This window comes from Variovorax atrisoli 110B (assembly GCF_000382045.1).
GTDB lineage: Bacteria > Pseudomonadota > Gammaproteobacteria > Burkholderiales > Burkholderiaceae_C > Variovorax > Variovorax atrisoli.
This window is the reverse complement of record NZ_KB907454.1, coordinates 221,962-246,972: the sequence shown is the minus strand read 5'-3', so window position 1 is coordinate 246,972 and position 25,011 is coordinate 221,962. Positions and strand designations below refer to the sequence as shown.

At 69.8% G+C, this 25,011-nt stretch carries 16 protein-coding genes; 8 read left to right on the top strand and 8 right to left on the bottom strand.

From position 1 onward, the window contains the following. The first annotated feature begins 58 nt into the window (after window positions 1–58). Window positions 59–556, top strand: coding sequence for a MerR family transcriptional regulator (locus tag G369_RS0117170; protein ID WP_020723117.1), 498 nt, complete (start codon window positions 59–61; stop codon window positions 554–556). A gap of 84 nt (window positions 557–640) precedes the next feature. On the opposite strand, the gene G369_RS0117165 is transcribed toward G369_RS0117170, so the two are convergent. The 3 genes from G369_RS0117165 to G369_RS0117155 form a co-directional block, all read right to left on the bottom strand. Further along, the gene (locus G369_RS0117165; RefSeq protein WP_019655254.1) at window positions 641–9,052 is read right to left on the bottom strand and encodes an autotransporter-associated beta strand repeat-containing protein; all 8,412 of its coding nucleotides are present in this window, start codon (window positions 9,050–9,052) and stop codon (window positions 641–643) included. Window positions 9,053–9,449: 397 nt separating this feature from the next. After that, window positions 9,450–10,199, bottom strand: coding sequence for a response regulator transcription factor (locus G369_RS0117160; protein ID WP_019655253.1), 750 nt, complete (start codon window positions 10,197–10,199; stop codon window positions 9,450–9,452). Beyond that, window positions 10,196–12,289, bottom strand: coding sequence for a sensor histidine kinase (locus G369_RS0117155; protein ID WP_019655252.1), 2,094 nt, complete (start codon window positions 12,287–12,289; stop codon window positions 10,196–10,198). The genes G369_RS0117160 and G369_RS0117155 overlap by 4 nt, the downstream gene beginning before the upstream one ends. Before the next feature lie 584 nt (window positions 12,290–12,873). Between G369_RS0117155 and G369_RS0117150 the strand changes: the two genes are divergently transcribed. Further along, a complete protein-coding gene (locus G369_RS0117150; RefSeq protein WP_026346443.1) occupies window positions 12,874–13,188 on the top strand; it encodes an antibiotic biosynthesis monooxygenase family protein in 315 nt (104 codons plus the stop codon). Window positions 13,189–13,228: 40 nt separating this feature from the next. On the opposite strand, the gene G369_RS0117145 is transcribed toward G369_RS0117150, so the two are convergent. The 5 genes from G369_RS0117145 to G369_RS0117125 are packed head-to-tail and all read right to left on the bottom strand — an operon-like array spanning window position 13,229 to window position 17,560. Continuing rightward, window positions 13,229–14,044: an SDR family NAD(P)-dependent oxidoreductase gene (locus G369_RS0117145; protein WP_019655250.1), complete on the bottom strand. Its 816-nt coding sequence runs from the start codon at window positions 14,042–14,044 to the stop codon at window positions 13,229–13,231. Window positions 14,045–14,097: 53 nt separating this feature from the next. Further along, window positions 14,098–14,916 carry an enoyl-CoA hydratase/isomerase family protein gene (locus G369_RS0117140; RefSeq protein ID WP_019655249.1) on the bottom strand — a complete coding sequence of 273 codons (819 nt, stop codon included), beginning with the start codon at window positions 14,914–14,916 and terminating at the stop codon, window positions 14,098–14,100. A gap of 27 nt (window positions 14,917–14,943) precedes the next feature. Continuing rightward, entirely contained in the window at window positions 14,944–16,098 is a 1,155-nt protein-coding gene (locus G369_RS0117135) for a thiolase family protein (protein WP_019655248.1), read from the bottom strand. Further along, on the bottom strand, window positions 16,095–16,523 hold the full coding sequence (locus tag G369_RS0117130; RefSeq protein ID WP_019655247.1) for a Zn-ribbon domain-containing OB-fold protein: 429 nt from the start codon (window positions 16,521–16,523) through the stop codon (window positions 16,095–16,097). The genes G369_RS0117135 and G369_RS0117130 overlap by 4 nt, the downstream gene beginning before the upstream one ends. Window positions 16,524–16,573: 50 nt before the next feature. Then, the gene (locus tag G369_RS0117125) at window positions 16,574–17,560 is read right to left on the bottom strand and encodes a Bug family tripartite tricarboxylate transporter substrate binding protein (protein WP_019655246.1); all 987 of its coding nucleotides are present in this window, start codon (window positions 17,558–17,560) and stop codon (window positions 16,574–16,576) included. Window positions 17,561–17,752: 192 nt separating this feature from the next. Here G369_RS0117125 and G369_RS0117120 point away from each other — a divergent pair, with 192 nt between their 5' ends. From G369_RS0117120 to G369_RS0117095, 6 genes are read left to right on the top strand one after another with little or no spacing between them, the layout of a single operon-like run. After that, complete coding sequence (locus G369_RS0117120; RefSeq protein ID WP_038114970.1) at window positions 17,753–18,616, top strand: IclR family transcriptional regulator; 864 nt, start codon at window positions 17,753–17,755, stop codon at window positions 18,614–18,616. 38 nt (window positions 18,617–18,654) lie between these two features. Then, window positions 18,655–19,800 (top strand): acyl-CoA dehydrogenase family protein, encoded by a 1,146-nt coding sequence (locus G369_RS0117115; RefSeq protein WP_026346441.1) that lies wholly within the window; start codon window positions 18,655–18,657, stop codon window positions 19,798–19,800. A 21-nt stretch (window positions 19,801–19,821) separates the two neighbouring features. Next, window positions 19,822–21,948, top strand: a complete 2,127-nt coding sequence (locus tag G369_RS0117110; protein ID WP_019655243.1) for an acetate--CoA ligase family protein — start codon at window positions 19,822–19,824, stop codon at window positions 21,946–21,948. After that, window positions 21,945–23,051, top strand: coding sequence for a CaiB/BaiF CoA transferase family protein (locus G369_RS0117105; protein WP_019655242.1), 1,107 nt, complete (start codon window positions 21,945–21,947; stop codon window positions 23,049–23,051). Before G369_RS0117110 ends, G369_RS0117105 begins: the two co-directional genes overlap by 4 nt. Next, complete coding sequence (locus G369_RS0117100; protein ID WP_019655241.1) at window positions 23,048–24,052, top strand: NAD(P)H-dependent flavin oxidoreductase; 1,005 nt, start codon at window positions 23,048–23,050, stop codon at window positions 24,050–24,052. The genes G369_RS0117105 and G369_RS0117100 overlap by 4 nt, the downstream gene beginning before the upstream one ends. Next, entirely contained in the window at window positions 24,049–25,005 is a 957-nt protein-coding gene (locus G369_RS0117095) for an NAD(P)H-dependent flavin oxidoreductase (RefSeq protein ID WP_019655240.1), read from the top strand. Before G369_RS0117100 ends, G369_RS0117095 begins: the two co-directional genes overlap by 4 nt. Window positions 25,006–25,011 lie beyond the last annotated feature (6 nt).

Sequence of the window (25,011 nt, the reverse complement as noted above, 5' to 3'; positions counted from 1 at the left end):
TTTGACCTTGAAGTCAACTTCAATGTCAAACTCCAATTCCGCTCCAGGCAAGGTGAACATGAAGATTGGAGAACTCGCTCAGCGCACGGGCCTCGCGTCCTCGCGCATCCGCTTCTACGAGCGCATCGGCCTGCTCAGGATGGTCGAGCGCGAGGCGAACGGCTACCGCAGCTATCCCGCCGACGCGGTACTGGTGCTCCAGCTGATCACCGCAGGACAGCGCGCCGGCTTCAGGCTCGACGAGCTGCGCGCCCTGCTCCCGGGCGATCTCGCGCAGTGGCAGCACGGCACGCTCATGGATGCGTTGGAACGCAAGGTGCAGGACATCGAGGCGCTCCAGGCACAACTCGCGCAAAGCAAGAGCCAGCTCGTCGATTTGATCGCGCAGATCGAGGCCAAGCCGGATGACATGGCGTGCGACGCCAACGCCAGACGCGTCCTGTCTCAGGTGCGGCTGGATGGACCTGGCGATGCGAGCGCCTCGTCTCCAGCGACGAAGGCGCGGACCGGAACGGGACGCCGGGGCGGCGCGCTCGTCAGAGCCGGTAGGCGCTAGTAAGAGTCGATCGGTCCGTGCTCGGCCGCTCGTGCGGGGCGCCTCGGCCTCCTTCGGGATGTTGGAAGGCGAGCGCATGAAGCCTCACCACTTCACCCGCACCCCCAGACCCGCGTTGATCGAACTGCCCACGCGCGCCGCGCCGCCCGAGGCCCACAGTTTGCCGAGTTCGCCGTACAGGCTCGTGCTCGGACTCACATCCAGCGTGAAGCCCGCAGCCAGTTCTGTGCTGGTGCCGCCGATGGGCGTGCCGATCGGTGTGATCGCCGCGGGGTTCACGAAGCGCGCGACGTCGTTGCCCTTGGCGCTGCGGTAGACGTTCACACGTGCATAGGGCTGCAGCGTGCCGGCGCCGGTCGTGAAGCTGCCCTTGACGCGCACGCCCGCGCGGCCGATCCAGCCGCTGTCGGCATCCTGCTTGACGAGCGCGCCCGGGATGGACACGTCGTCCAGCCGCAGCCGCTGGTGGATCAGCTGCAATTGCGGCTCGATCGACCAGCCGCTCGCGCCGATCGCGAAAGCCTTGCCCACCTCGAGCGAAGCCAGCAGGCTGTTGCCCTTGCCCGAGTAGCCCGCGCTGAAAACCGGCTGCACCGTGTAGCGATGCCGGCCCGCCTGCAGCACCACATCGGCATAGAAGCCGGAGTCATCGGAGTAGGTGCCGTACAGGCCCAGGTACTGGCTGCGCAGGTCGCTGCCGCCTGCTGCGTTGTTCAGGATGCCGCTGCCGAAGCCGCTCACGCGGGTATGGCCTTCGAGCTGGCCCACGTAGAGACCGGCGCGCCAGTCCGGCGTGGCCAGCAGGTCGGTGCCGGCCTGCAGCCCGTTGAGCCGGCCCTCGGCGCGCGGCGAGACGGTGCCGCCCTGGCGGATGTCCATGTCGGTGGAGATCACCCGGCCCCAGGCGCGGCGGTTGTTGCCGCCGACCCGCCCGGTCGCAGCGGCACTGCCGCGCACGTCGTCGTCGCCGATGCGCTGGCTCAGGCTCGCGAGCATGCCTAGGTTGCCCTGGCGCAGCTGGTTTGGCAGTGCGGCGAACAGCGAGGCCTCGGCGCGGTAGGTCGGCAGACCGGGGCTGGCCGCGCCTGGGGTGGCGGCGTCCGTCTCGCTGCGCAGGTACCAGTTCTCGCCGGCACCGCCTGCATCGCCCGCGTGCAGCCGGTACTCGAAGGCGCCGGCGTCGACATGGCCGCCTGCGAGGGTGAACGCGTCCTTCGTGGTCTGCGCAGTGGTGGTCGCGCCGTCGATCGCGCTGATCACCTCGATGCCGTTGCCTGTGGTGAGGGCGCCCAAGCCGCCGAGGTTGGTGACCTGCACGGTGGTCCTGCCGCTGGCCGCGCCGCCCTTGATCACCAGCCGGTCCGAGGGCCCCGCGCCATCGTTGAGCACGGTGGCCAGTTTCAGCACGCCGTTGTTGCCGACGTAGTTGCCGTTGACCGTGAGCGTGGTGCCGGCTGCGGCGCCTGCGAGCGTGACGGTGCCGCTGTTGCTCAGGCTCGCCACCGTCTGGCTGAAGCCCGCCAGGTCGAGCGTGGTGCCGCCGGCCACCACGGTGCTGGAGGCCGCGCTGAATGCGTTGGCGGCGCCTGCCTTGAACGTGCCCGCCGCGACGCGGGTCTCGCCGCTGTAGCTGGCGGTGCCCGCGAGCGTGAGCGTGCCTGCGCCCACCTTGACCAGCGAGCCGCCGGTGCCGGTGATGGCGCCCGAGATCGTCGTGTCGCTGCCGACTGCGCCCGTAGTGAGCGTCTTCGCGCCGAGCACCACATCGCCCGCGCCGCCCAGTGCGCCGATGCTCGCACCGGTCGTGGCCAGGTCGATGCGCACCTGTGCGCCGGCCGCGTTGGTCACGCTGGCGCCCGCGGCGTTCGCGCCGTCCTGCAGCCGCAACGTGCCCTGGTTCGCGATGGCGAGCGGGCCCGCGTCCGCCTTGCCGCCGAACTGCAGCGTCGCGCCCGACGCGATGCTCACCGCACCGGTGCCGAGTGCGCCGCTCGCATTGGTGGCGAGCGTGCCCGCATCCACCAGCGTGCCGCCGCTGTAGCTGTTGGCGCCTGCCAGTGTCAGCGTGCCGCTGCCGATCTTGCGCAGCCTGCCGGTGCCGCTCATCACGCCTGCATAAGTGCCGGCGGTCTTGTCCTGGTCGAACGCGACCTCGGCGTTGTTCACGATGTTGCCCTGCAGGCTGGCGGCGGCGCCCTGCAGCACGCCGCCTTTCACGATGGTGCCGCCCGTATAGCTGTTGACGCCGCCCAGGATCAGCCGGCCCGCGTCCTCCTTGGAGAGCCCCCCCGCACCCGAGAGCGCGACATCGAGCCTGGCCGTCATGGCCGCGCCCGCGGCGGTGCCGTCGCCCACGCGCACCACCGAGCCCGGGTTGTCCAGCGTGAGGCCGTCGCCCTGAACCACGTAGCCGTCGACCGCGAACTGCGCCCCGGCGATGCGCACCGCGCCGCCGGCTCCGTCGACCGTCACGGTGCCGGCCTTGCCGCCGAAGACGGCGAACTGGCCCTGCGCCCAATTGGCGTTGAGCTTGCCGTCCATGTCGGTCCAGCCGTCCAGCGAAGGCTGCGGGTTGCCCGCGCGCCAGGTGCCCGAGCCGCCGGCCACTTGGCCGTCGTTGTATTTGCTGCTGTCCCCACCGTCCCAGAAGTTCAGCGACAGGCCCGCGCGGTTGACCAGGTTCACCTGGTTCGCCACCGAGGTCTGCAGCTGCAGGTCGGCCGCCTTGGCACCCGTGGGCACGGTGCCGATGTCCACGCCGTTGTCGACCATGCTGCCGCCGTAGTTCATGAGCCGGTACAGCCCAGGGCCGAAACTGCCGCCAGCCGACTGCGCGACGTTCAGCGTGCCGTCGAGCTGCAGGTTGCCCGTGACGTTGATCAGGTCGTTGAGCGCGCCGCCGGACACGCCCGCCTGGCCGAGTTCGTAGTTCAAGGTGGAACCGCCGGCGAGGGTGAGCGCGCCGAGCGTCAGCGTGCCGGGGCTGTTGCCAGCGGACAGGACGCCGCCCTTGCCGATGGTGACCGCCCCCGCGATACTGCCGCTGCCCGCGAGCGTTCCGCCACTCTGGACCTGCACCGCCCCCGTGCCCGTGGCGCTGCCGCTCTGGTTGTCGACGCTGAGCGTGCCGCCGCTCACGGTGGTGCCGCCCGTGTAGGTGTTGGCGCCGGTCAGCGTGAGCGTACCGCCGCCCACCTTCACGATCGAGCCGCCCGTGCCGTCGACGACGCCCGAGAGCGTCGTGTCGGCGTTCGATCCGCCGGTGGTCAGCACCTTCGCGCCCAGCACCACTTCGCCCTCGCCCTGGACCGCGCCGATGCTCACGCCAGTGGTCGCCTGGTCGATGCGCAGCTGCGCGCCCGCCTGATTGAGCACCGTGGCCTTGTCGGCGGATGCGCTGTCCGCGAAAGCCAGCACGCCGCCCGCCGAGTTGGTGAGCGTCGTGCTGCCCGCGCTCGCCGTGCCCTGCAGCCGCACGGTGCCCTGATTCGCGATGGCCACGGTGCCGGCATCGAAACTGCCTCCGAGCTGCAACGTGGCGCCGGAGGCCACGCTCGCCGGGCCGCTGCCGAGCGCGCCGGTGACATCGGTCGAGAGCGTGCCCGCATCGACGAAAGTACCGCCAGAGTAGTCGTTGGCCGCGCCGAGCCGCAGGGTGCCTGCGCCGGTCTTGCGCAGGCTGCCGGCACCGCTGATGGAGCCGTTCAGCGTGAGCGTGCGCACTGCGGCGATCTCGAAGCTGTTGCTGCCGGCGCCCACGCTCACCGCGCGCGTACTGGTGGCGTCGCCGGTCACGCGCAGCGTGGCGCCGTTCTGCAACGCGAGCTTGCCCGTGGCCGCGCCGAGGTTGGCGTCGGACGAGATCTGCAGGATGCCGCTTCGGACTGTCGTGCCGCCCGCATAGCTGTTGCTGCCGCCGAGCACGAGCGTGCCCAGGTCGTCCTTCACGATGCTTCCCGTGCCGGCGATCTCGGCGTTGATGGTCGCGGTCATCCCGGCGCCAGCGGCACTGCCGTCACCGACGCGGATGACGGAGCCTGCAGCGTTCACGGTCAGCGCGTCACCCACGACGGTGTAGCCATCGACGGCGAACTGCGCGCCGCCGATGCGCACCGGTCCCCCCGAGCCCGTGCCGTCCACGGTGACGGTGCCCGCCTTGCCGCCGAAGATCGCGAACCCGTCCTGCACCCATCTGCCGTTGGCAATGCCGTTGGCATCGGTCCAGCTGTCGCCCGGCGTGCCCGCGCGCCACGTGCCCGAACCGCCGGCGATCTTGCCGTCGTTGAAGCTGGCGGGATCGACGCCGTCCCACAGGTTGAGCACCAGCCCGTTGCTGTTCACCAGGTTGACCTGATTGGCCACCGAGGTCTGCACGAACATCTGGCTCGCGTCGGTGGGCGCGGTGCCGACGTCCAGGCCGTTGTCGGTCAGCGTGCCGCCGTAATTCATGAGGCGGTAGACGCCCGCGCCGAACGTGCCGCCGGCCGACTGCGCCACGTTGAGCGTCCCGTCGAGCTGCAGGTTGCCGTTGACGTTGATCAGGTCGTTGAGCGGTCCGCCTGCCACACCGGCCTGGCCAAGTTCGTAGTTGAGCACCGAGCCCGCATTCAGGCTCAAGCTCCCGACGGTCAGCGTGCCGGGGCTGTTGCCCGGGTTCACCGAGGCGCCGTTGGCGACGGTGACTGCGCCTGCGATCGTGCCCGAGCCGCCCAGCGTGGCGCCCGACTGGATCAGGACTGCGCCGGTGCCGGTGGCGCTGCCCACGATGTTGTTCACGCGCAGCGTGCCGGCCGACACCGTCGTGCCACCGGTGTAGGTGTTGGCTCCGCTCAGCACCAGCGTGCCGCTGCCGACCTTGACGACCGAGCCGCCGGTGCCTGCGCCGGGCTGCGTGAAGACGCTGCCCTTGTCGCTCACGACGCCGGAGATCGTGTCGCTCGCGTTCAGTCCGCCCAGCGTGAGCCGCGTGGCACCCAGCACCACATTGCCTTCGCCCGAGAGCGAGCCCAGTTCGACGCCGCCCTTGGCGGTCGAGCCCGAGACGTCGACCACGCCGCCCGCTGCGTTGCTCACTGTCGCGTTCGCGCCGCTGGAGGCTTCCGCGAAGTGCACGATGCCGCCGGAGGCATTGACGATCTTCGAGCTGCCCGCATTCGCCGAGCCGAGGAAGCTCAGCAGGCTGTCGGTACCGTTGCCGATCGTTGCGCTGGCCGCGTTCGACCCCTGCTGGAAGTACACCGCGCCGCCCTGGTTGGTGATGGCGGCGCTGCCAGCGGTAGCGCTGTCGCCGAACTGCAGCGCGTTCGCCGTTGGCGAATTCCAGCCCGAACCGTTGACGGTGATGCTCGCGCTGTCAGCCGTCGCGTTCTGGATGAAGCCCAGGCGATTGTCGTTGTCGGCCACCCCGGCGCGCCCGACGGTGTAGGTGTTACCGCCTGCGCTGGCCGTGTCGTAGAGCGTCACGCGCGTGCCGCTGCCCTGCTGCTGCACCGCGCCGCTGCCGAAGGCGGAGCCGACACCGGCAGTGATCGTCGCGCCGCCCTGCACCACCGTGCCGCCCTTGTAGCTGCTGGCCGCCACCAGGTTGATCGAGCCGCCGTTGCCTGTGACGGTGAGCGAACCGGCTCCGCTGATGGATCCGCTTAGGCCCCAGAGGGCGTTGCTCAGGTCGATGGTGCCACCGCCCGCGCCCAGTGCGATCGCACGCGCACTGAAGAACGGTGCACTGCCCGCCGCGATGCGCAGCGTGCCGCCGTCCAGCGCCAGGCCCGTGCCCGCCGCGCCGAGGTTGTTGTCGGCCGAAATCTGCAGGATGCCGCCCTTGACCGTCGTGCCACCCAGGTAGGTGTTCTTGCCGCTGAGGATCAGCGTGCCGCCGTCTTCCTTGACCAGCCCGCCTGCACCGCCGATGGCAGCGGCGATGCTGGCAGTCATGCCGGCGCTCGCGCCGGTGCCGTCGCCCACGCGCACCGCCGTGGCGGGCGAACCGATGGTCAGTGCGTCGCCGTTGACCACGTAGCCGTCCACCGCGAACTGCGCGCCGCCGATGCGCACGGGACCGCCCACGCCGCTGTTGTCGACCGTGACGGTGCCTGCCTTTCCGGTGAAGACCGCGAAGCCGTCTTGGATCCAGCCCGCATTGACGATGCCGTTGGCATCGGTCCAGTTGTCGCCCGGCGAGCCTGCGCGCCAAGTGCCGCTGCCGCCTTCGACCGTGGAATTGTTGAAGGCCGAGGCGTTGCCGCCGTCCCACATGTTGAGCGCGAGCCCGCCGGTGTTCACCAGGTTGATCTGGTTGGCCACACCGGTCTGCAGCGACAAGTAACTCAGGGGCACCGAGGCGTTGCCGATGGTCATCGCGTTGGCCGTCAGCGCGCCCGTGTAGTTGATGAGCCGGTAGAGGCCCGCGCCGAAGGTACCGCCAGCCGACGGTGCGAGATCGAGTGTGCCGCCCAATGAGAGATCGCCGTTGACGGTGAGCAAGTCGTTGAACGCGCCGCCGACCACGCCCGCCTTGCCGAGTTCCATCTCGAGCGTCGAACCCGCGGCGAGCGTGAGCGAGCCGGTGCTCAGCGCGCCTACGCCGCTGTTGCCGATCGACAGGCGCGCGCCCGCCGCCACGTTCACCGGACCGGCGATCGCGCCGTTGCCTGCGAGCGTGGCACCGCCGAGCACGTTGACTGCGCCCTGGCCGGTGGCGCTGCCCGAACTGTTGGCGATTCGCAGCGTGCCCTGAGCCACCTGCGTGCCGCCCGTGTAGGTGCTGGCGCCAGTCAGCGTGAGCGCGTTGGCGCCCAGCTTCACGATGCTGCCATCGCCCGAGATCTGGCCGTTGAACGCGAGTGCCGGGCCGGAAACGGTTAGCGTGTTCGACTTGCCGATGGCGAAGGCGTTGCCCAGTGTCAGCGCCGTCGTGGCCGACATCGCGGTATTGCCCTCGATCGAGACCACGCCGCTGCCCAGCGCGGTATTGCTGCCGAGCACGACCGCGTTGTTCGCGAAGCGCGTGCCGCCCGCGTAGCCGTTGTTGTTGAGCAGCGCGACGGTGCCACCGACGGCGCGCAGGTCCAACGAGCCGCCGCCCGAGACCACGCCGTTGAAGCTCACCGCGCCGGGTGTCTGCACCGCAAGGGCGCCGGCGTTCGACAGAAAGGAGACATCGTTGAGCGAGAGCGCGAACGGGCTCGCGAGTGCGACCGGCCCGCCGACGCCGAGCGCGGCCCCGCCGATGGCCTGCGCGCTCGCTGCCTGCAATGTGCCCGCATAGGCCGTGAAGCTGCCGGCGAAGGCGCTGTTGTCGCCGCTGAGCGTGAGCACGCCGTCGCCGTTCTTGATCAGCGTGCCGCCGCCGCTGAAGTCGCTGGCCACCGTCGTGCTGCTGTCGTCGGCCATCGTCAGCGAGGAGCCCGCCGCAAGCGAGATCTTGCTGCCCGCCACGCCGCTCAGGTTGCCGATGACAGGGGTGCCCGACGCCGTGTACAGCAGCGTACCCGAAGCATCCAGGCTGAGCGCCGTCCCGGTGCCGAAGGTGCCGCCCGACGCGAAGCCCAGCGCGCCCTCGTTGACCACCGCCGTCCGTGGCGCCATGGCGCGGTTGATCAGCCAGTCGCCGCTGTCGTTCTTGATCAGGTCGCCGCCGAAGCTGGTGGTGCCCGTCGCAGCCTGCGAGTAGATCTGGCTGCCCGCGCCCGCGAGCGTCAGCGTCGATCCCACCGCGGAGCCGATGCCGAGGTCGCCGGCGATCCTGCTGCCGGTGCGCAGCGTCACCCGTTGCACCAGCCCGCCGTCGAGGGCGACGCTGCCTTGCAGCAGGCCGCCGTTGTCGAGCGTGATCGAGGTGGCCTGACCGTAGATGCTGACGGCGCCCGAGATGGTGGACCCGGCCGTGTTGGTGACGCTCGCATTGCCGCCGCCGAAGCCCAGGCCCAGGTAGTTTCCCGTGCTGCTGATGCGGCTGTTGCCCGTGTTGACGATCGTGCCGCCTCCATACAGAAGCGCGCCGGCGAGGCCCTCGATGACGCCGCCGTTCGAATTGGTCAGCGTGAGTGGCCCGCCCGTCACCTGGATCGCGCGATCGGGGCTCTGGATCGTGCCGCCGTCGTTGTTGATCACCGCGTTGCCCCCGGCCACCACGCCCGCCGTGCCGCTGATCGTGCCGGAGTTGTTGATCGTGACGTTGGGCCCGACATAGATGCCCCAGGTGCCATCGCCGAAAGTGGCGATGTTCCCGGTGTTGTTGATCGTGCCGCCGTCCGCGACGCCGACCCAGCCGGGCGTGTCGCCGGTGCAGGTGAGCGTGTTGCCCGCGGCGGTGCAGGCCGCCCAGGCCGTTCCGCTCAGCATGAAGACCGGCACGCCCACCAACGGAACCAACAGGCGGGCGCCGCTCGATGTGCGCCGGCCGCTGCTGCGCTTGCCGCGGGCGCGCGTCGTTTCGCAGACGGCCACCCATGCACCGAGCGCGGCGTTCCAGATGGTCTTGTAGGCGGTATTCATGGCAACGGTTCTCCCTGCGCAGCGCGCATGGGCGACGCTGCGTCTGAAAATGGAATGGAAGCGGTGGGACTTGGGCGGTCCGTTCCCGCGCCGGGCGCGGGGAAGCCCGGCTAGCGACCTGGCGAAGAGCCTGGGCCTGCGGCGGTCCGTGGGGCTGGCGCCCCTTGATCGATGGTGGTCTTCGCGTCGTTCTTCATGAGTTCTCCTCCTGTCCCGCCGTGGCGGAGAGCGGCATCACCGTGGTGCCGCTTCGGAGGGAAATTCTCAAATGGCGCTATCGAATTTGCACCTTGCGTTTTCTTGCAATGCACAGTGGGCACCTACGGAAATCGGTAGGTCTGCGCCACCGAATGAATGCATTGGTGTTCGTGCGGCGCCACACCGCAGTCCGAAGTGCTCAGAGTTCGATGCGCACCTGGCCCTGGAAGCTGTAGCCTTCGCCGCGCACCGCGACGACCGGCAGCTTCTCGCCGCTGGCCTGCTCCACCTTGCGGCGCAGGCGCGAAACCGTCACGTCAAGGTTGCGCTCGTACGCCTCCAGGCCCGGACGCCCCATCGCCGCCAGCAGCGCGGCCCGGCCGACCACTTCGCGCGGTTGTTCGATCAGGCACTGCAGCAGCCGTGCTTCCGCGTTCGAGAGTTGCACGCGCTCGCCGCCGGGCGACAGCAGCAGCCAGGAGGTCAGTTGATAGCGCCAGGGGGCCTGGGCGGAGGCTTCGCCAGCGTCCATCGCCGACGGCTCTTGCGCGGCTGGGGCCGGGGATGGGGCCTGGACCTCCTGGCTGCGCTGCAGCAGGTTGTGCAGCACCATCTCGAGCTCGCGCAGGTTGACCGGCTTGACGAGGTAGTAGTCGGCGCCCAGTCCCAGTCCGTGCAGGCGGTCGTTCAACATGCCGCGCGCCGTCAGCATCACGACGCGCATCGCGCCGCGCGCACGCAGCCGCGCCAGCACGCTGAATCCATCTTCGCCCGGCAGGTTGACGTCGCAAACCGCGGCATCGAAGTCCTGCCGTGCCAGTTCCCCGTCGAGCTGCTCGGCGCTCTCCAGGCCGCTGACGAGCATGCCCACGCCGCGCAGGTAGCGCACCACGGTGTCGCGCAGGTCGTCATCGTCCTCGATGACCAGCACGCGGGCGAGGCCGCTCATCGGACGCCTCCCGGGCCGGCGAGCGCAGTGCGTGTTTCGTGCCCGGGATGTTCCGCCGGCGTGCTGCCTGCGTGGAGCGGCAGGGTCAGGGTCAGCACGGCACCGCCCCCGGGCCCGTTGGCGGCGGCCACGCTGCCGCCATGGACCGCGGCGATGCGGTGCACCATGTGCAGGCCGAGCCCGATGCCCGGAATGCGCCGCGTGCCGGCCGAGCGATAAAAGCGCTCGAAGACATGCGGCAGGTCGTCCGAGGCGAAGCCTGGCCCCTTGTCGCATACCTGGATGCAGATGCAAGGCCCCGCTGCACCCGGCGCAAGGTCTTCGGACGGCCGGGCGCGGATGCCTGCGCGGACCCGGATCGGCGAATCAGATGGCGCGTACTTGATGGCATTGCTCAGCAGGTTGTCCATGGCGATGTGCAGCAGCATCTCGTCCACCAGCGCCGGCAGCGCGCTCGCATCGAGCTGCAGGGCGATGCGTCCGCCGCCGCTGCCTTCGTTGTGCTCCTCGATCTTCTCGCGCAGGAATACCGCCAGATCGATGGGCACCGGATGCACGTTGCCGCTCGACGCATCGAGCCATTCGTCGGCCAGCAGGGTGTCGACCAGGTCGCGCATGCGAAGCACCGTGCGGCCGATCTTCTCGGCCTCCTTCTTGACCTCCTCGGGCGCCAGGCCGAGCCGGTCGTCGGTGAGGAGCTGCGCCGCGCCGCCGATCGTTCCCAGCGGCGTGCGGAACTCGTGCGAGACCATGGCCAGCAGGCCGCGCTGCTCGCGCAGCGCCAGCGCGAGCTGGTCGTGCGTACGGTGGTGCTGTTCGATCTCCTGACGCAGATCGCGGGTGCGCTCGTTCACGCGCCGTGAGAGCCGCGCACGATGCCGAAGCGACAGCGCCAGCGCACGCCGCTCGCGCTGGCGCACGCGCCAGCCCAGCGCGAAGAAGAAAGCCATGATGTGGAGGATGCTGCCGATCGCATAGCTCGCCTGGGCCGCCAGCGTGAAGGGCAGCCACTGCAGGTTCTTGGCGAAGTGCACCGATCCCATCATCAGGTAGACCGCATAGCCCACCAGCCCCGGCCAGGCCTGCATGTTGCGGCGCAGCGCCACGATGCACATGGGCACGATGCAGGCCGCGAAAAGCACCCACGCCAGGTTCAGCGGCCGGGCGACACGGCCGTACAAGCCCGCCATGGCCGCCGCGCAGGCCGCGAGGCAGGCGAGCGTCATCACCTGGAAGACACGGTTCATGCGCGGGAACTGCCGCTCCATGTCGAGGAGGACGCGTGCGAAAGCGAAGGCCGCGGCCGTATGCAGGCAGACCGAGAAGTTGTGCAGCCGGACCGCCGCCAGAGGGCTGTCGCGCAGCCAGAACGACGCCGGCAGGCCCTCGGAGCTCGCGAACACCATGCCGAGCGTGACCAGGTAGCCGGCGTAGGCGACAAACCGGCGGTCGGGCAAAGCGATGCCCATCATCAGGCTGACCACCGCCATCAGCAGGGCCATCCCGGTGACGCCCGCATCGACGAAATTGAGTTCCTGCTGAACCTCGGCCTGCTCGCGCAGCGGCGACACGCCGCCGACCAGGCTCAGGGTACGGTCGCCCGCCAGGCGCACCCAGATCCAGCGCGGCTCGGTATCGGGCCACTCCGGCAGCCGCACCGTGGGCATCGACCAGGGCAGTTCGCGCTTGGAACCCGCCCGCATCCCGCCGAGGGCGCGATGCTCGAACCCGCCGTCGGCGCCGCGCCACCACACGTCGATGTAGTCGGCGTAAGGCGCGTTCAGCCGCAGCCACCAGCCGTTCTCCAGCGGACGGGCGACCTGTTCGGGCGAGGCCCGGACCTGGAACCGCACCCACCAGGCGCCCCTGACATAGCCGCCGTTGAAGGTGCCCTCGACCGTCTTGAACTGCTGCCGGAAGGCAGGCGAATCCACCTGCTCGCGCGTGAGCTTTCCGCTTTCGTCGTAATAGGCCTGTATGCGTCCGATGAAGCTGCGCTCTGCAAGGGTCGATCGGGCGTCGAGTGTCAGGGGGTGCGGCTGCTGTTGCTGCTGCTGCTGCGCATGGCTCGCGAGTGCAAGGCACGTCAACAGAATGAAGACAGCGGCAATGCGTGCGCGAATCGCGACGAGACACTCGACGAACGGGAACGGGCTGGCCACGTGCACGCGCTGTGGGCTGGGTGACGCCTCAGTCGGGCGCCGTGCAATGAGCCGTCCGAGCCCTCGCGCTCATGGGAGGCTTCGCGGCATCGCATGCGCTCGCACGCCGGGGTGCTTGGAATGACCGTCGTTCATCGCTCCTCCTCGTCGCACTCGGGTTCCATGCCCCTGGACACCATCGACTCGCCGGCTCCCGCGGCCGGTTGGGATGGATTCTGTGGCACGGGGCGGAAGCGCGCATCTTACTTTTTCTTTCAGATCAGACTCGCTGGAGCAGCCCTGCAGGACGGACAGGGAGGCATAAGCCCTTCACGATCTGCAGCGTGGGGGGAGCGCGCATCGAGGCGGTCGAAGTTCTGTCACCGGAAGGCCCGGTCCTCCTACCCAAGGCTCTCAAAAACGCCAAGATGCTCAAGCCCGCGACTGTGCAATCGCCAGCAGAAACATCTCCAAGAATGCCGATGGCGCACGCCCTTGTTCCCAAATCTGCATCGACGAAGGACCAGGCAATCATGAACACCGAAGCCACCATTGCCCGCATCTGGCGAGGCCGCACGCGTCCCGAGCTCGCCGACGAGTACGAGGCCTACAACCGAGCCGAAGGCGTCCCTCCGCTCGAAAAGACCGCGCTCGCCGTCCAGCTCCTTCGCGAAGACCGGGAAAACGAAACCTGGTTCACCACGATCTCCTACTGGCCCGACATGGCGTCGATGACCGACTTCACGAAGGGCGACCCGCAGGCGGTGCACCACCTGCCGCGCGACAAGGAGTTGCTGATCGAGCTGCCCCAGCGGATCCAGATCCATCGGATCGTGGTGAATCTCTAGCGCCGCGCAGCCGCTCGGCGCCGCGGCACAGCCCGCCTCGTCAGATCATCGCGAAGCCACCCGACGCGCCGATCGTCTGGCCGGTGACGAACAAGGCGCGGTCCGATGCGAGGAACGCCACCAGCCCCGAGACATCGTCCGGCCGCGACAGCCGCCCCACGCCCTTGGAGATGGGATAGAGGTTCACCATCTTCGCGAGCAGTTCGTTGTTCTGGACAGTCGCGTCGGAATGCAGCGGGCCGTCCTTGATGCCTTCGTGCGAGACCGCGCCGAGGGCGATCGAATTGACGGTGATCGCATGCCGGCCATGCTCTCGCGCCAGGGCCTTGGCAAAGCCCGCGATGGCGGCCTTCGCTCCGGAGTACACGGCCATGTTGGCCTCGCCGATGCGGCCGGCCTCCGAGATGATGTTGACGATTCGCCCCCGCTTGGCCGCCACCATGCCGGGCAGCACGGCGTGGCAGCAGTGGAAGGTGCCGTACACGTTGAGGTTGACGATCTTGGCCCAGTCGGCCACCGGCATGTCGACGAAGGCCGGGGTGCGCCCGCCCTTCTCGCGGCGCTCGGGGATGATGCCGGCGTTGTTCACCAGGATCTGCACCGGCGCATCGAAGTGCCGCGTGGCCGCTTCGATCATGGCCTGCACCTGGTCGGCCTGCGTGATGTCGGCGGGTGCGGCCAACGCCTTGCCGCCCTGCGCCTCGATCTCGCGCGCCACGGCCTGCGCCCGCTCGGGGAACAGGTCGTTGACGACGACGCGCGCGCCTTCGCGTGCGAGTTCGATGCAGATCTGCCGGCCGACGCCCTGGCCGCCGCCGGTCACCAGGGCAACCTGGGATTCCAAACCGAGTTTCATGTGTGTGTTTCCTTGCTTGCTTGTCTTTTGAATGGATGGAGATGCGGGTGGGTTCAGCGCCCCTGGAACACGGGCTTGCGCTTCTCGACGAAGGCGCGCATGCCTTCCTTGCGGTCCTCGCTGTCCACCAGCAGGGCCGCGGCATAGCGCTCGTACTCGAGGCCGCTGTCGAGGTCGGTCTGCATGCCGCGGTTCACCGCGCGCTTGGCGAAGCGCACCGCCAGCGGCGGCATCTCGCCGATCTGCTGTGCGAGCGCGACGGCCGCCGGCAGCAGCTCGGCACCCGGCAATACCTGCGTGACCAGGCCGTAGTCGAGCGCGCGCGCCGCATCGATCTGCGCGGCCGTCAGCATCAGCGCCTTGGCGCGCGCCTCGCCGATCAGGCGCGGCAGCCGCTGCGTGCCGCCGGCTGCGGGGATCACGCCCAGGCGCACTTCCGGAAGGCCCAGCCGTGCGTGGTCGGCCGCCAGCCGCAGGTCGCAGCACAGGGCCAGCTCCAGGCCGCCGCCGAGCGCGACACCGTTGATCGCCGCGAGGGTGGGCTTCTCGAATTCCTCGATGCCGCGGAACAGGTCGTGCGTCGCCTTCTGCGCGACGAAGAAGTCGGTGGCGCAGATCTGGTGATCGGCGCGTTCCTTGATGTCGGCGCCGGCGCAGAAGGCGCGCTCGCCGGCGCCCGTGAGCACCACCGCGCGCACGCGCTGGTCGTCGCGGGCCAGTTCGAAGAACGCGCGGGCGAGGTCGGGCTTCATCGTGCCGCCCAGCGTGTTCATGCGGTCGGGCCGGTTGAGCGTCACGACGGCCACGTGGCCCTCGACGCGGTAGGTGAGCGTCGAGAGTTCGACGTGATCGGGGCAGATGTTTTCAGGCATGGTGTCTCCTTGCAAGTTCTTGCTCTGTCATGCCGTGGCGCGGGAGAGGACGTGCGCGATGGCCACCGACCCGAGCCCGATCATGTGGGCCATGCCCCAGCTGGCACCCTCGTGCTGCCGGTCGCCGGCCTCGCCGCGAAGCTGCCGCGTGATCTCCGCGATCTGGCCGATGCCGGTGGGGCCCAGCGGATGGCCCATGCCGATGAGGCCGCCGGATGCGTTGATCGCGCAGCGCCCGCCGATCCGCGAGTCGCCGCGCAGCAGGTAGGCGGCGCCCTCGCCCGGCTCGCACACGCCGATGGCTTCGCTGTAGAGCAGCTCCTCCACCGAGAAGGCGTCGTGCAGTTCCAGCAGGTCCAGCCGGCTGGCGGGAATCGCCGCCTGCTCGAGCGCCGCGCGGGCGCTGGCACGCACGAGGTCGACCGCCGCGGCGCCGTAGGAAGTCTCCGGGGTTTCGCTGCACGCGGCCGACGCGCGCACGCGCACGCAGCGCGCTGGATCCAGGCCGAGCCGGCGCAGCGCGCGGCCCGACACGACGATGACGGCCGCAGCGCCCTCGCCGCGCGGGCAGCATTGCTGCACCGTCAGGTCGCCCGCGACGAGCGGCGACGCGAGCACCTGTTCGAGGGTGCGCGGCTTGCGGAACTGCGCGAACGGGTTGCGCGATGCATTGCCGTGGTTTTTCACCGCCACCTGCGCCATCGACGCGGGGTCTGCGCCGCGTTCGCGCAGGTAGGTGCGGGCCATCATCGCGAACTTCACGGCAGGAACGTTGGCCGTCTCGCTCAAGCGGGCGAGGCCTTCCTTGTCGGCCGCGCGCCGGCCATCGCCGTGCTTGTCCACGCCCACCGCCAGCACCACGTCGCTGACGCCGCCCGCCACCTCCATGCATGCCTGCCGGAAGGCGAACGAGCCCGATGCCGATGCGTTCTCGACCTGGGTGACCGCGAGCCCGCTCGAGCCGAGATGCCGCAGCATCACGCGCCCGGCCGCCATGCCGATGGAGGTGGTGCCCACATAGGCGCTGTTCACCTGCGGCCAGGCCAGCCCCGCATCCGCCAGTGCGGCGCGCACCGCGGTCAGGCCCAGGTGCGTATAGGGCGTCTCGCTCGGGAACTGGTACGCATGCATGCCGATGCCGGCCACGTACACGCCTTCGTTGTCGTCGATCCAGTTGCTCATCGCGCCCCTCCTTCAACCGGAACGAAGCGGCAGGCGAAGGTCTCGCCGCCGGGCTGCGCCACGCCGACGGCGCGCAGCGCCATGCCCACCCGCAGGGCCGACTCGTCGGTTCCGGCGATCACGCCCTCCTCGATGAGCCCGTCCTCGATGAGGATGTCGGCGGCGATGCGCGGCACCTCCATGCCGGGCAGCAGCGGCACGTGCAGGGTGACGTACTCCAGCAGCTTGCCGCCGCCGGGGCGCGCCACTTTCTCGGCACCGTGCAGCGGATCGCCGCAGTGGCTGCAGCCGGGCACGTTGGCGGGAAAGACGAGCTTGCGGCACGCCGGACATTGCGCGAAGAGGAACTCCAGCGACTCGCCGTCGGGCGCGAGCTGGTAGAGCGTCGGATGCTGTGGCTGCAGGCCACGCAGGTCAGTGGTCATAGAAACGGATTTCCCGGTTGTCGAAAAAAGAGGGGGATGCGGTGCGCGCGCTACTCCAGCCTGGCGCCGGAGCTCTGCACCACCTCGCGCCAGCGCGTCATCTCGGACTTGACGAAGGCGTCGAGCTTCTCGCCGCGCATGCCGCGCATCGGCACGCTGCCGAACTTCTCGGTGGCGGCCAGGAGCTCCGGGTTCACGATGACTTCCGCCATGGCGTCGGCGAGCCGCTTGACGATGGGCGCAGGCGTCTTCGACGAGACGAACATCGCGCCCCACGCGCTGGACTCGGCGCCGGGGTAGCCCAGCTCGGCCACGGTCGGCAGGTCGGGCGCGCTGCTCAGGCGCGACTTGCCGGTGACGGCCAGCGCCTTGAGCTTTCCCGACTGCACGAAGGGCAGCACCACCGCGGCGTAGTCGAAGGCCAGGTCGAGGTTGCCGGAGATCAGGTCGGTCAACGCGGGGCTGCTGCCCTTGTAGGGCACGTGCGTCATCTTGACGCCCGCGGTGGTCTGGAAGAGCTCCGCCGTCAGGTGCGTGGCCGTGCCTGCGCCCGCGGAGCCGAAGTTGAGCTTGCCGGGGTTCTGCCTTGCGTATGCCACCAGCTCCGGCACCGTCTTGAACGGCTTGTTCGGGTTGATGACCAGGATCAGCGGCGACTCCGACATGCCGTGCACGGCCGTGAAGTCCTTGACCGGGTCGTAGCGCACGTTCTTGTAGAGCGCGAGGTTGGCCGCATGCGTGCCCTGCGTGCCGTAGATCAGCGTGTAGCCGTCCGCCGGTTGGCGCACCGCGTATTCCACGCCAATGGAGCCGCCGGCACCGGGCCGGTTGTCGACGACCACCTGCTGGCCGAGCTTCTCGCCCAGCTTCAGCGCAAGCAGGCGGGAGGTGTTGTCGGTGATGCCGCCGGGCGGAAACGGCACGACGAAGGTCAGCGGCCTGGAAGGCCAGCCCTGGGCCTCGTCGGCGGCGTGGCCGCCGGCGGAGAGGAAGAGCGCGCAGCCGCATGCGGCGATGGCTTTGAAGAAGGTGTTCAAGGGTTGTCTCCTGGTTTTTGCAACGCGGTTCGATTGCCTTTTTTCTACGAATAGACGTAGACTACTTCAACCAGTCGTTTTTTGACAACCGTGTTTTCTGCCCTCTGAAGGCGATTTTTCAACCTGAATCTTCTGCAAACGCATGAATCCCGTCGCTATGATCGATAACTTCTACGACCTATCGGAGGATTCATGCCAACCATCGTCCCTGCAGCCGCCCGCACGATGACCCTGCTCGAAGTCTTTGCGCGCGAGAAGCGCGAGCTGTCCAACTCGGACCTGGCCCGCCTCATGGACCTGCCCGAGAGCAGCTGCTCCGACCTGCTGCACACGCTGCACGAGCTCGGCTATCTGCTGCGCACCGCACGCAGCCGGCGCTTCTATCCAACCGCGCGCCTGCTCACGGTGGCCAAGGAGATCTCCGCGAGCGACCCGCTCTACGCCGTGGGCGCGGAAGCGTGCGAACTGCTGCGCGACCGCACGGGGGAAACCGGCCTGTGCGGGAGGCTGGAGAACGGCGTCGTGAAAGTCATCGCGCTGAGCGAGGGCCGGCATGCGCTGCGCTACATGCAGCACGTGGGCGACAAGCTCGCGCTGCACGTCTCCGCACTCGGCAAGGCGATCCTTGCGGCCGGCACGCCGGAAGAGGCGGCGCGCCAGCTGCGCCTGAAGCCGCTGCGCGTGCTGGCCTCCGGCACGCTCACAGACCTGGCCCAGCTCGAGGCGCAGGTGGAACGTGCGCGCGAACAGGGCTGGATCTGGGTCGAGAACGAAGGCAGCGAAGGACTGACCGCCGTGGCCGTGGCCGGCCAGATCGGCGGCGAGACGCTGGCCCTGTCGGTGGCCGGACTCACCCATCGCATGCGCGACCAGCGCGAGCGCTGCCTGGAGGCGCTGCAGGAGGTCAAGGCCATCGTCTTTCGCAAGCAGGCCGCCGAGGGCGCGACGCGCGAGCAGCCGGCAGCGGCAGCGGCCTCTTCCTCGCAATCTTCCTCCCTCGCTTCTTCTTCCTCTTCCCGCCGCGGCACCAAGGCCTCGCCTCCCGCAGAGCCTTGAGCGCGGCCCATCCTCATCACCAACAAACAGGAGACAACGTGTACACCCAGACTGCAGAACAAGCCATGCTGCGCGACAGCATCCGCCGCTTCATGAAGAGCGAGGTCGCCCCCATCGTCGCGCGCCACGACCAGGAGAAGACCTTTCCCTTCGAGCTGCTCAAGCCACTGTCGGAGTTCGGCTACCTGGGCGGGCGGCTCTCCGAGGAAGAAGGCGGCATGGGCCTGGACCAGCTCACCTGGGCGATGCTGATGGAGGAAGCGGGCTACGCCTGGCTCTCGCTGCGCACGATCCTCAACATCACCAACGCGGCGATCAACAAGCTCGCGGCCGAGGCCACGCCCGCGCAGAAGGAGCGCTTCCTCAAGCCGCTGCTGAACAACGAGCGGCGCTGCTTCAGCGCCATCAGCGAGCCGGGCACGGGCTCCAACATCGCGCAGGTGCAGACTCGCGCCGACCTGCAGGGCGACCACTACGTGCTCAACGGCCGCAAGCTGTGGATCACGAACGGTGCCTTCGGCGACTTCGGCATCGTCGTGGCACGCACCTTCAGCCCCGACTGCCAGGGCCAGCTCTCCACCTTCCTCGTGGAGCGGGACGTGTCCCCTTACGAGATGCGACGCGTCGACACGATGGTGCTGCGCAGCACCGGCACGGCCGAGCTGGGCTTCGACAACGTCAAGGTGCCGCGCGAGAACCTGCTGGGCGAGGAAGGAGGCGCGCTCAAGAAGATGCTGATCGGCCTGGACAGCGCGCGCGTGAACATCGCCATGGGCGCCGTGGGCGCCGCGCAGTCGGCGCTCGACCTCTCCATCGACTACGCGCGCACGCGCACGCAGTTCGGCAAGCCCATCGGCAGCTTCCAGCTGGTGCAGAAGCTGATCGTCGACATGACGATCCGCGTGGAGGCCGCACGCGCGCTGGGCCTGCGCGCCGCCGCCGCACTCGACTCGGGCCATGACGCGCGCACCGCCGCGTCCATCGCCAAGCTCTACGCCACCGAGGCTGCCCACGAGGTGGCCAGCATGGCGCTCCAGGTGCACGGCGGCCTGGGCTACGCCACCGACTACCCGATCGAGCGCATCTTCCGCGACACCCGCGGCGGGACCATTCCGGAAGGCACGACCGAAGTGCAGACGCTGATCGTCGGACGCGAGATCCTCGGCATCTCGGCCATCGCCTGAACGCCGCAGGAGTTGCACAGCATGACCCATCCGGCCTTCGGCACCGACCTGTCACGCCTCATCCATCCGCGCGCCATCGCCCTCGTCGGCGCTTCCGAGCGCCCGCAGAGCATCGGCGGGCGCACCCTGAGCAACCTGCTCGACCATTCGCAGATCGACGGCGAGCTCTACCTGGTCAATCCCACGAAGAGCGAACTGCGCGGCCATCGCTGCTGGCCCAGCATCGCCTCGCTGCCGCAGACGCCCGACGTCGCCGTCATCGCCGTGCCCGCATCGGGCGTCATCGCGGTGATGGAGGAATGCGCGGCCAGGGGCGTGCCCTTCGCGATCATCCTCACCTCGGGCTTCGGCGAGGCCGGCGCCGAGGGCGAGCGGGCCCAGGCCCGGCTCAAGGAGATCGCCGAGCAGGCCGGCATGCGCGTCTACGGACCGAACTGCCCCGGCCTGACCAACGTCAACGCCCGCCTGGGCATGACCTTCTCGCCGTCGTTCCCGCACGACCTGGTCAAGGGCCCGATCGGCCTGGCCACGCAGGGCGGCGGGCTGGGGCGCAACGTGATGCAGGCGATGGAGCGCGGCATCGGCATCGGCCTGTGGGCCTCCACCGGCAACGAGGTCGACCTGCAGGTGGCGGACTTCATCCACTACATGGCGACCGCGCCGGACATCAAGGTGATCGTGACCTTGCTCGAAGGCATCAAGGACGGCCCGCGCTTCCTGGCCGCGCTGCAGTGCGCGGCGGACAACGGCAAGCCGGTCATCGCGCTGAAGGTCGGCAAGTCGGAGTACGGGCAGCGCGCCGCGCAGTCGCATACGGCCTCGCTGACCGGTTCGGCCGAGGTCAACAGCGCGGTGTTCCGCCAGTACGGCGTGATCGAGGTCGACGACATCGACGAGCTGGTCGACACGGCCTGGCTCTTCGCGCGCGCCATGCCCGGCGAGCGCGAGGAGATCGGCGTGTACTGCTCCTCGGGCGGTACCACCGCGCTGACGGCCGATGCGGTGGGCACGGCCGGCCTCAAGCTGGCCGAGTTCGCACCCGAGACCATCGCGCTGCTTCGCAGCAAGCTGCCCGACTACGCGGCTGTCAACAACCCGGTCGACACGACGGCCGCCGTGCTCAGCGACGCCGACCTCGTCGAATGCACGCTGGGCGCGGTCGCCGCCGACCCCAACACGGGCTGCGTGATCGCGCCGATCGCGCTGGACTACGGCGAGACCACCGTGCGCATGGCGCAGACCATCATCGCGGCGCAGAAGCGCGTGCGCAGCCCCATCGTCCCGATCTGGATGAGCGACAGGCTGGGCGAGGGATACCGCATGCTGGTCGCGGCAGGCTTCGCGCCGCCGCGCTCGGTGGGCAAGGCGATCGCCGCGATCCGGCGCTGGACGGAATGGGGCCGCTGGCGCCGCAGCGCGGCCGACCGCCCGGCGCGCCGCCTTCCGAGTGCCGTGCCGGCAGCGCCGGCCGGTGCCTTGCGCAATCTCTCGGAACTGCAGGCCAAGGCCCTGCTGGAGAAGGCCGGCATCCCGCTGCTGCCCGTGGCGGTGGCGCGCACGCGGGAAGAAGCGCGCCAGCTCGCCGACGGCATGGGCTACCCGGTGGTCGCGAAGATCGCGAGCCCCGACATCCTGCACAAGTCCGACATCGGCGGCGTGCGCGTGGGCATCGCCGACGGCGCGCAGCTGGAGCTGGCATGGGACGACATCATGGCCTCGGCGGGGCATCACAGGCCCGATGCCGCCATCGACGGCCTGCTGATCGAGAAGATGGCACCGGGCGGCGGCGTGGAGCTGATGGCGGGCGTCACGCGCGATCCGGTGTTCGGGCATGTGATGACCTTCGGCCTGGGCGGGGTCTACGTGGAGATCCTGCGCGACGTCACGCGCCGCCTGCTGCCGCTGAGCCCCGAGGACGCCGCCTCCATGGTGCGCGAGATGCGCTGCTTCCCCGTGCTCGATGGCGCGCGCGGCCGGCCCGTGGCCGACGTGCCCGCGCTGGAGCGGCTGCTGCTGGGCGTGTCCGAGTTCGTGACGGCGAATGCGCAGCGCATCGAGGAGATGGACCTCAACCCGATCTGGGTCGGCGCCCGGGGCGAAGGCGCCCTGCCGCTGGACGCGGTGATCGTCGAGCGAGGCGCCGCGTGAGCGCCGCCGGCCCGCTGGCGGGCGTCACCGTACTCGACTTCAGCGAACTGCTGCCCGGCCCCTTCTTCACGCAGAACCTCGCGGAGATGGGCGCGCGCGTCATCAAGATCGAGCGTCCGCCCGGCGGCGACAACGCGCGACGCATGGGCCCGGGCGGCTTCGAGGCCGTGAACCGCGGCAAGCTCAGCCTGCTGGCGGACCTGAAGGACGAGGCGCAGCGCGCCCGCGTGCAGGAGCTGGTAGCGCAGGCCGACGTGCTGGTGGAGTCGTACCGCCCCGGCGTGATGGCGCGCCTGGGCCTGGACTACGCGAGCCTTCGCGAGCGCTTTCCGCGCCTCGTGTACGTCTCGCTCAGCGGCTACGGGCAGGCGGGGCCGTGGGCGCAGCTGCCCGGCCACGACATCAACTACCTCGCCGCGGCCGGCGCGCTCGCGGTCTCGGGCGAACCGGGCGGCCCGCCCACCCAGAACTTCGGCCTGCCGGTGGCGGACCTGTGCGGCTCGATGTATGCGCTGTCGTCCACGCTGGCGGCGCTGCTGCAGCGCGAGCGCACGGGCCGGGGCCAGCACCTGGACGTGGCGCTGGCCGACTGCGTGCTGCACTGGATGAACCCGCGCCTGGGCGCCTACCGCGCCGACGCCGCGAACAGCCTCGAGCGCCAGCGCACGTCCACGCAGCTCAAGCCCGCGTACGGCAGCTTCCGCTGCCGCGACGGGCAGCACCTGAGCGTCGCCGCGCTCGAAGATCATTTCTGGGCACGGCTTTGCGACGTGCTCGACATGGGCGACTTCGCGGGCGAGCCCTACCGCACGCTGGGCGCGCGCAAGAAGCAGGCCCAGGCCATCAACGACCGCATCGCGCAGCAGCTCGCCGCGCGCGACTCCGCCGAAGCCTTCGAGACGATGGCGCGCAACGACCTGCCCGTCGCGCCCGTGGTGCCGCCCGCCGAACTCGCTGCGCTGCCGCAGTTCGCGCAGCGCGGCCTGGTCAACGGCACCGAAGCGCTGTCGCTGGTGCGCTTTCCGGTGCCGCTCGAGGGCGTCGATCCGTCGGCGCTGGCCGATGCGCCCGGCCTCGACAACGCACGCCAGCTGCTGCCGTGAGCCAGCCTCCGCTGTCCACCCGCCTGACGCGTCTCTTCGGCCTGGCCTACCCGATCCTCGGCGGCGGGCTGATGTGGCTCTCGGACGCACGCTATGTGGGCGCGCTGACCAACGCCGGGTGCATGGGCTTCATCACCCCACGCTCCTTCGACGGCGAGGCCGCGCTGCGCGAGCAGCTGCGGCGATGCAGCGAGATCACCGGAGGCCGTCCCTTCGGCGTCAACCTCACGCTGTCGGCACGCCCGCAGGCCAATGCCGGCGTGCAGGCTTCGCTGGAGACCGCGCTGGCGCACGGCGTGCGCCACTTCGAGACCGCGGGCTACGCACCCGATGCGCTGATCCGGGCCATCCACGCAGCCGGCGGCATCGTGATCCACAAGGCATCGAGCGTGCGGCATGCCCTCGCCGCCCAGGCGGCCGGCGCAGACACGGTCGCGCTGGTCGGCATGGAGGAAGGCGGGCACCCCGGCGCCAACGAGCTTCCGACCATGCTGATGGGCGCGCTGGCCATGGCGCGGGGGCAGTTCCACGTTCCGCTGGTGCTGGGCGGCGGCATCGGCCACGGCAGCCAGCTCGCCGCCGCACTCGCGCTCGGTGCCGACGGCGTGCTGATGGGCAGCCGCTTCCTCGTGAGCGACGAGGTCTCGGCCCATGCGGCCTACAAGAACCACCTGGTGGACTGCGACGAGCACAGCACCATGCGCCTGCTGCACACGCTGGGCAACACCTGGCGCGTGCTGCGCAACGACACCGCCGCGCAGGTCGACACCATCGAGCGCGCCGGCGCGGCCGACCACGCCGCCTTCGGCGCCCTGCTCGACAGCCGCGTGGCGCGCGACCGCTGCTACGGCGACGGGGACTGGCGCAACGGCATGCTCTCGCTCGGTCCGGCCATCGGCTTCGCCACGCGCACCGAGCCGCTTGCCGCGATCGTCGAGCAACTCGTCCTGCAAACGCGCGCCGCCCTGGCGCACCTGAACGCATCCACTGCGCTGCCATGACCCACGCCCTTCCCTTCCTCGACCGACTGGCTCTGCCGCTGATCGCCGCACCCATGCTGCGTGTCTCTGGCATCGAACTGGTGTCCGCCGCTTGCGTCGCCGGCGTGATCGGCGCCTTTCCGACGGCCAACTGCCAGACGCTCGACGAATTCGACGCCTGGCTCACCCGCCTGGATGAAGAAGCCGCCGCCGCGCCCGAGCGCAAGGCTCCCGCGCCCTACTGCCCCAACCTCATCATGCGGCGCGATCCCGTCAGGGTGATGGCCGAGGTCGAACTCATCGCCCGGCACCGCGCCCAGCTCGTGATCACCAGCGTGGGCTCGCCGGCCTCAGTGGTGCCGCGCCTGCACGAAGCCGGCTGCCGCGTGTTCGCCGACGTGGCCTCGCTGCACCATGCGGTGCGCGCCATCGAGTCGGGCGTCGATGGCCTCGTGCTGCTCACCGCGGGCGCCGGCGGCCACACCGGCTGGGCGAACCCGTTCGCCTTCGTGCGCGCGGTGCGCCGCGTGTTCGGCGGCCCCATCGTGCTGGCGGGCGGGCTGTCGGACGGCGTGGCCCTGCGCGCCGCCAGGGAGCTGGGCTGCGACCTCGGCATCATGGGCACGCGCTTCATCGCCACGCAGGAAAGCCTGGCGAGCGACGACTACCGGCACATGCTGGTCGACAGCTCGATCGACGACGTGCTTCTCACGCGCGGCTTCACCGGGCTGCCCGCCAGCTTTCTTGCGCCGTCGGCGCGGCGGCTGGGCATCGACATCTCGACGCTCGACGAGAGCATCTCGGTCGAGGAAGCGAGACGACGCTACGGCGGCGGCGCCAATGCGGCGCCCAACCAGCGCTGGACCGACATCTGGAGCGCGGGGCATTCAGTGTCCGGCGTGCGCGCCGTGCCGACGGTCGCCGAGCTGGTGGATGCGCTCGTTGAGGAATACCGCGGCACTGCGGCGGCCTGATCGGTC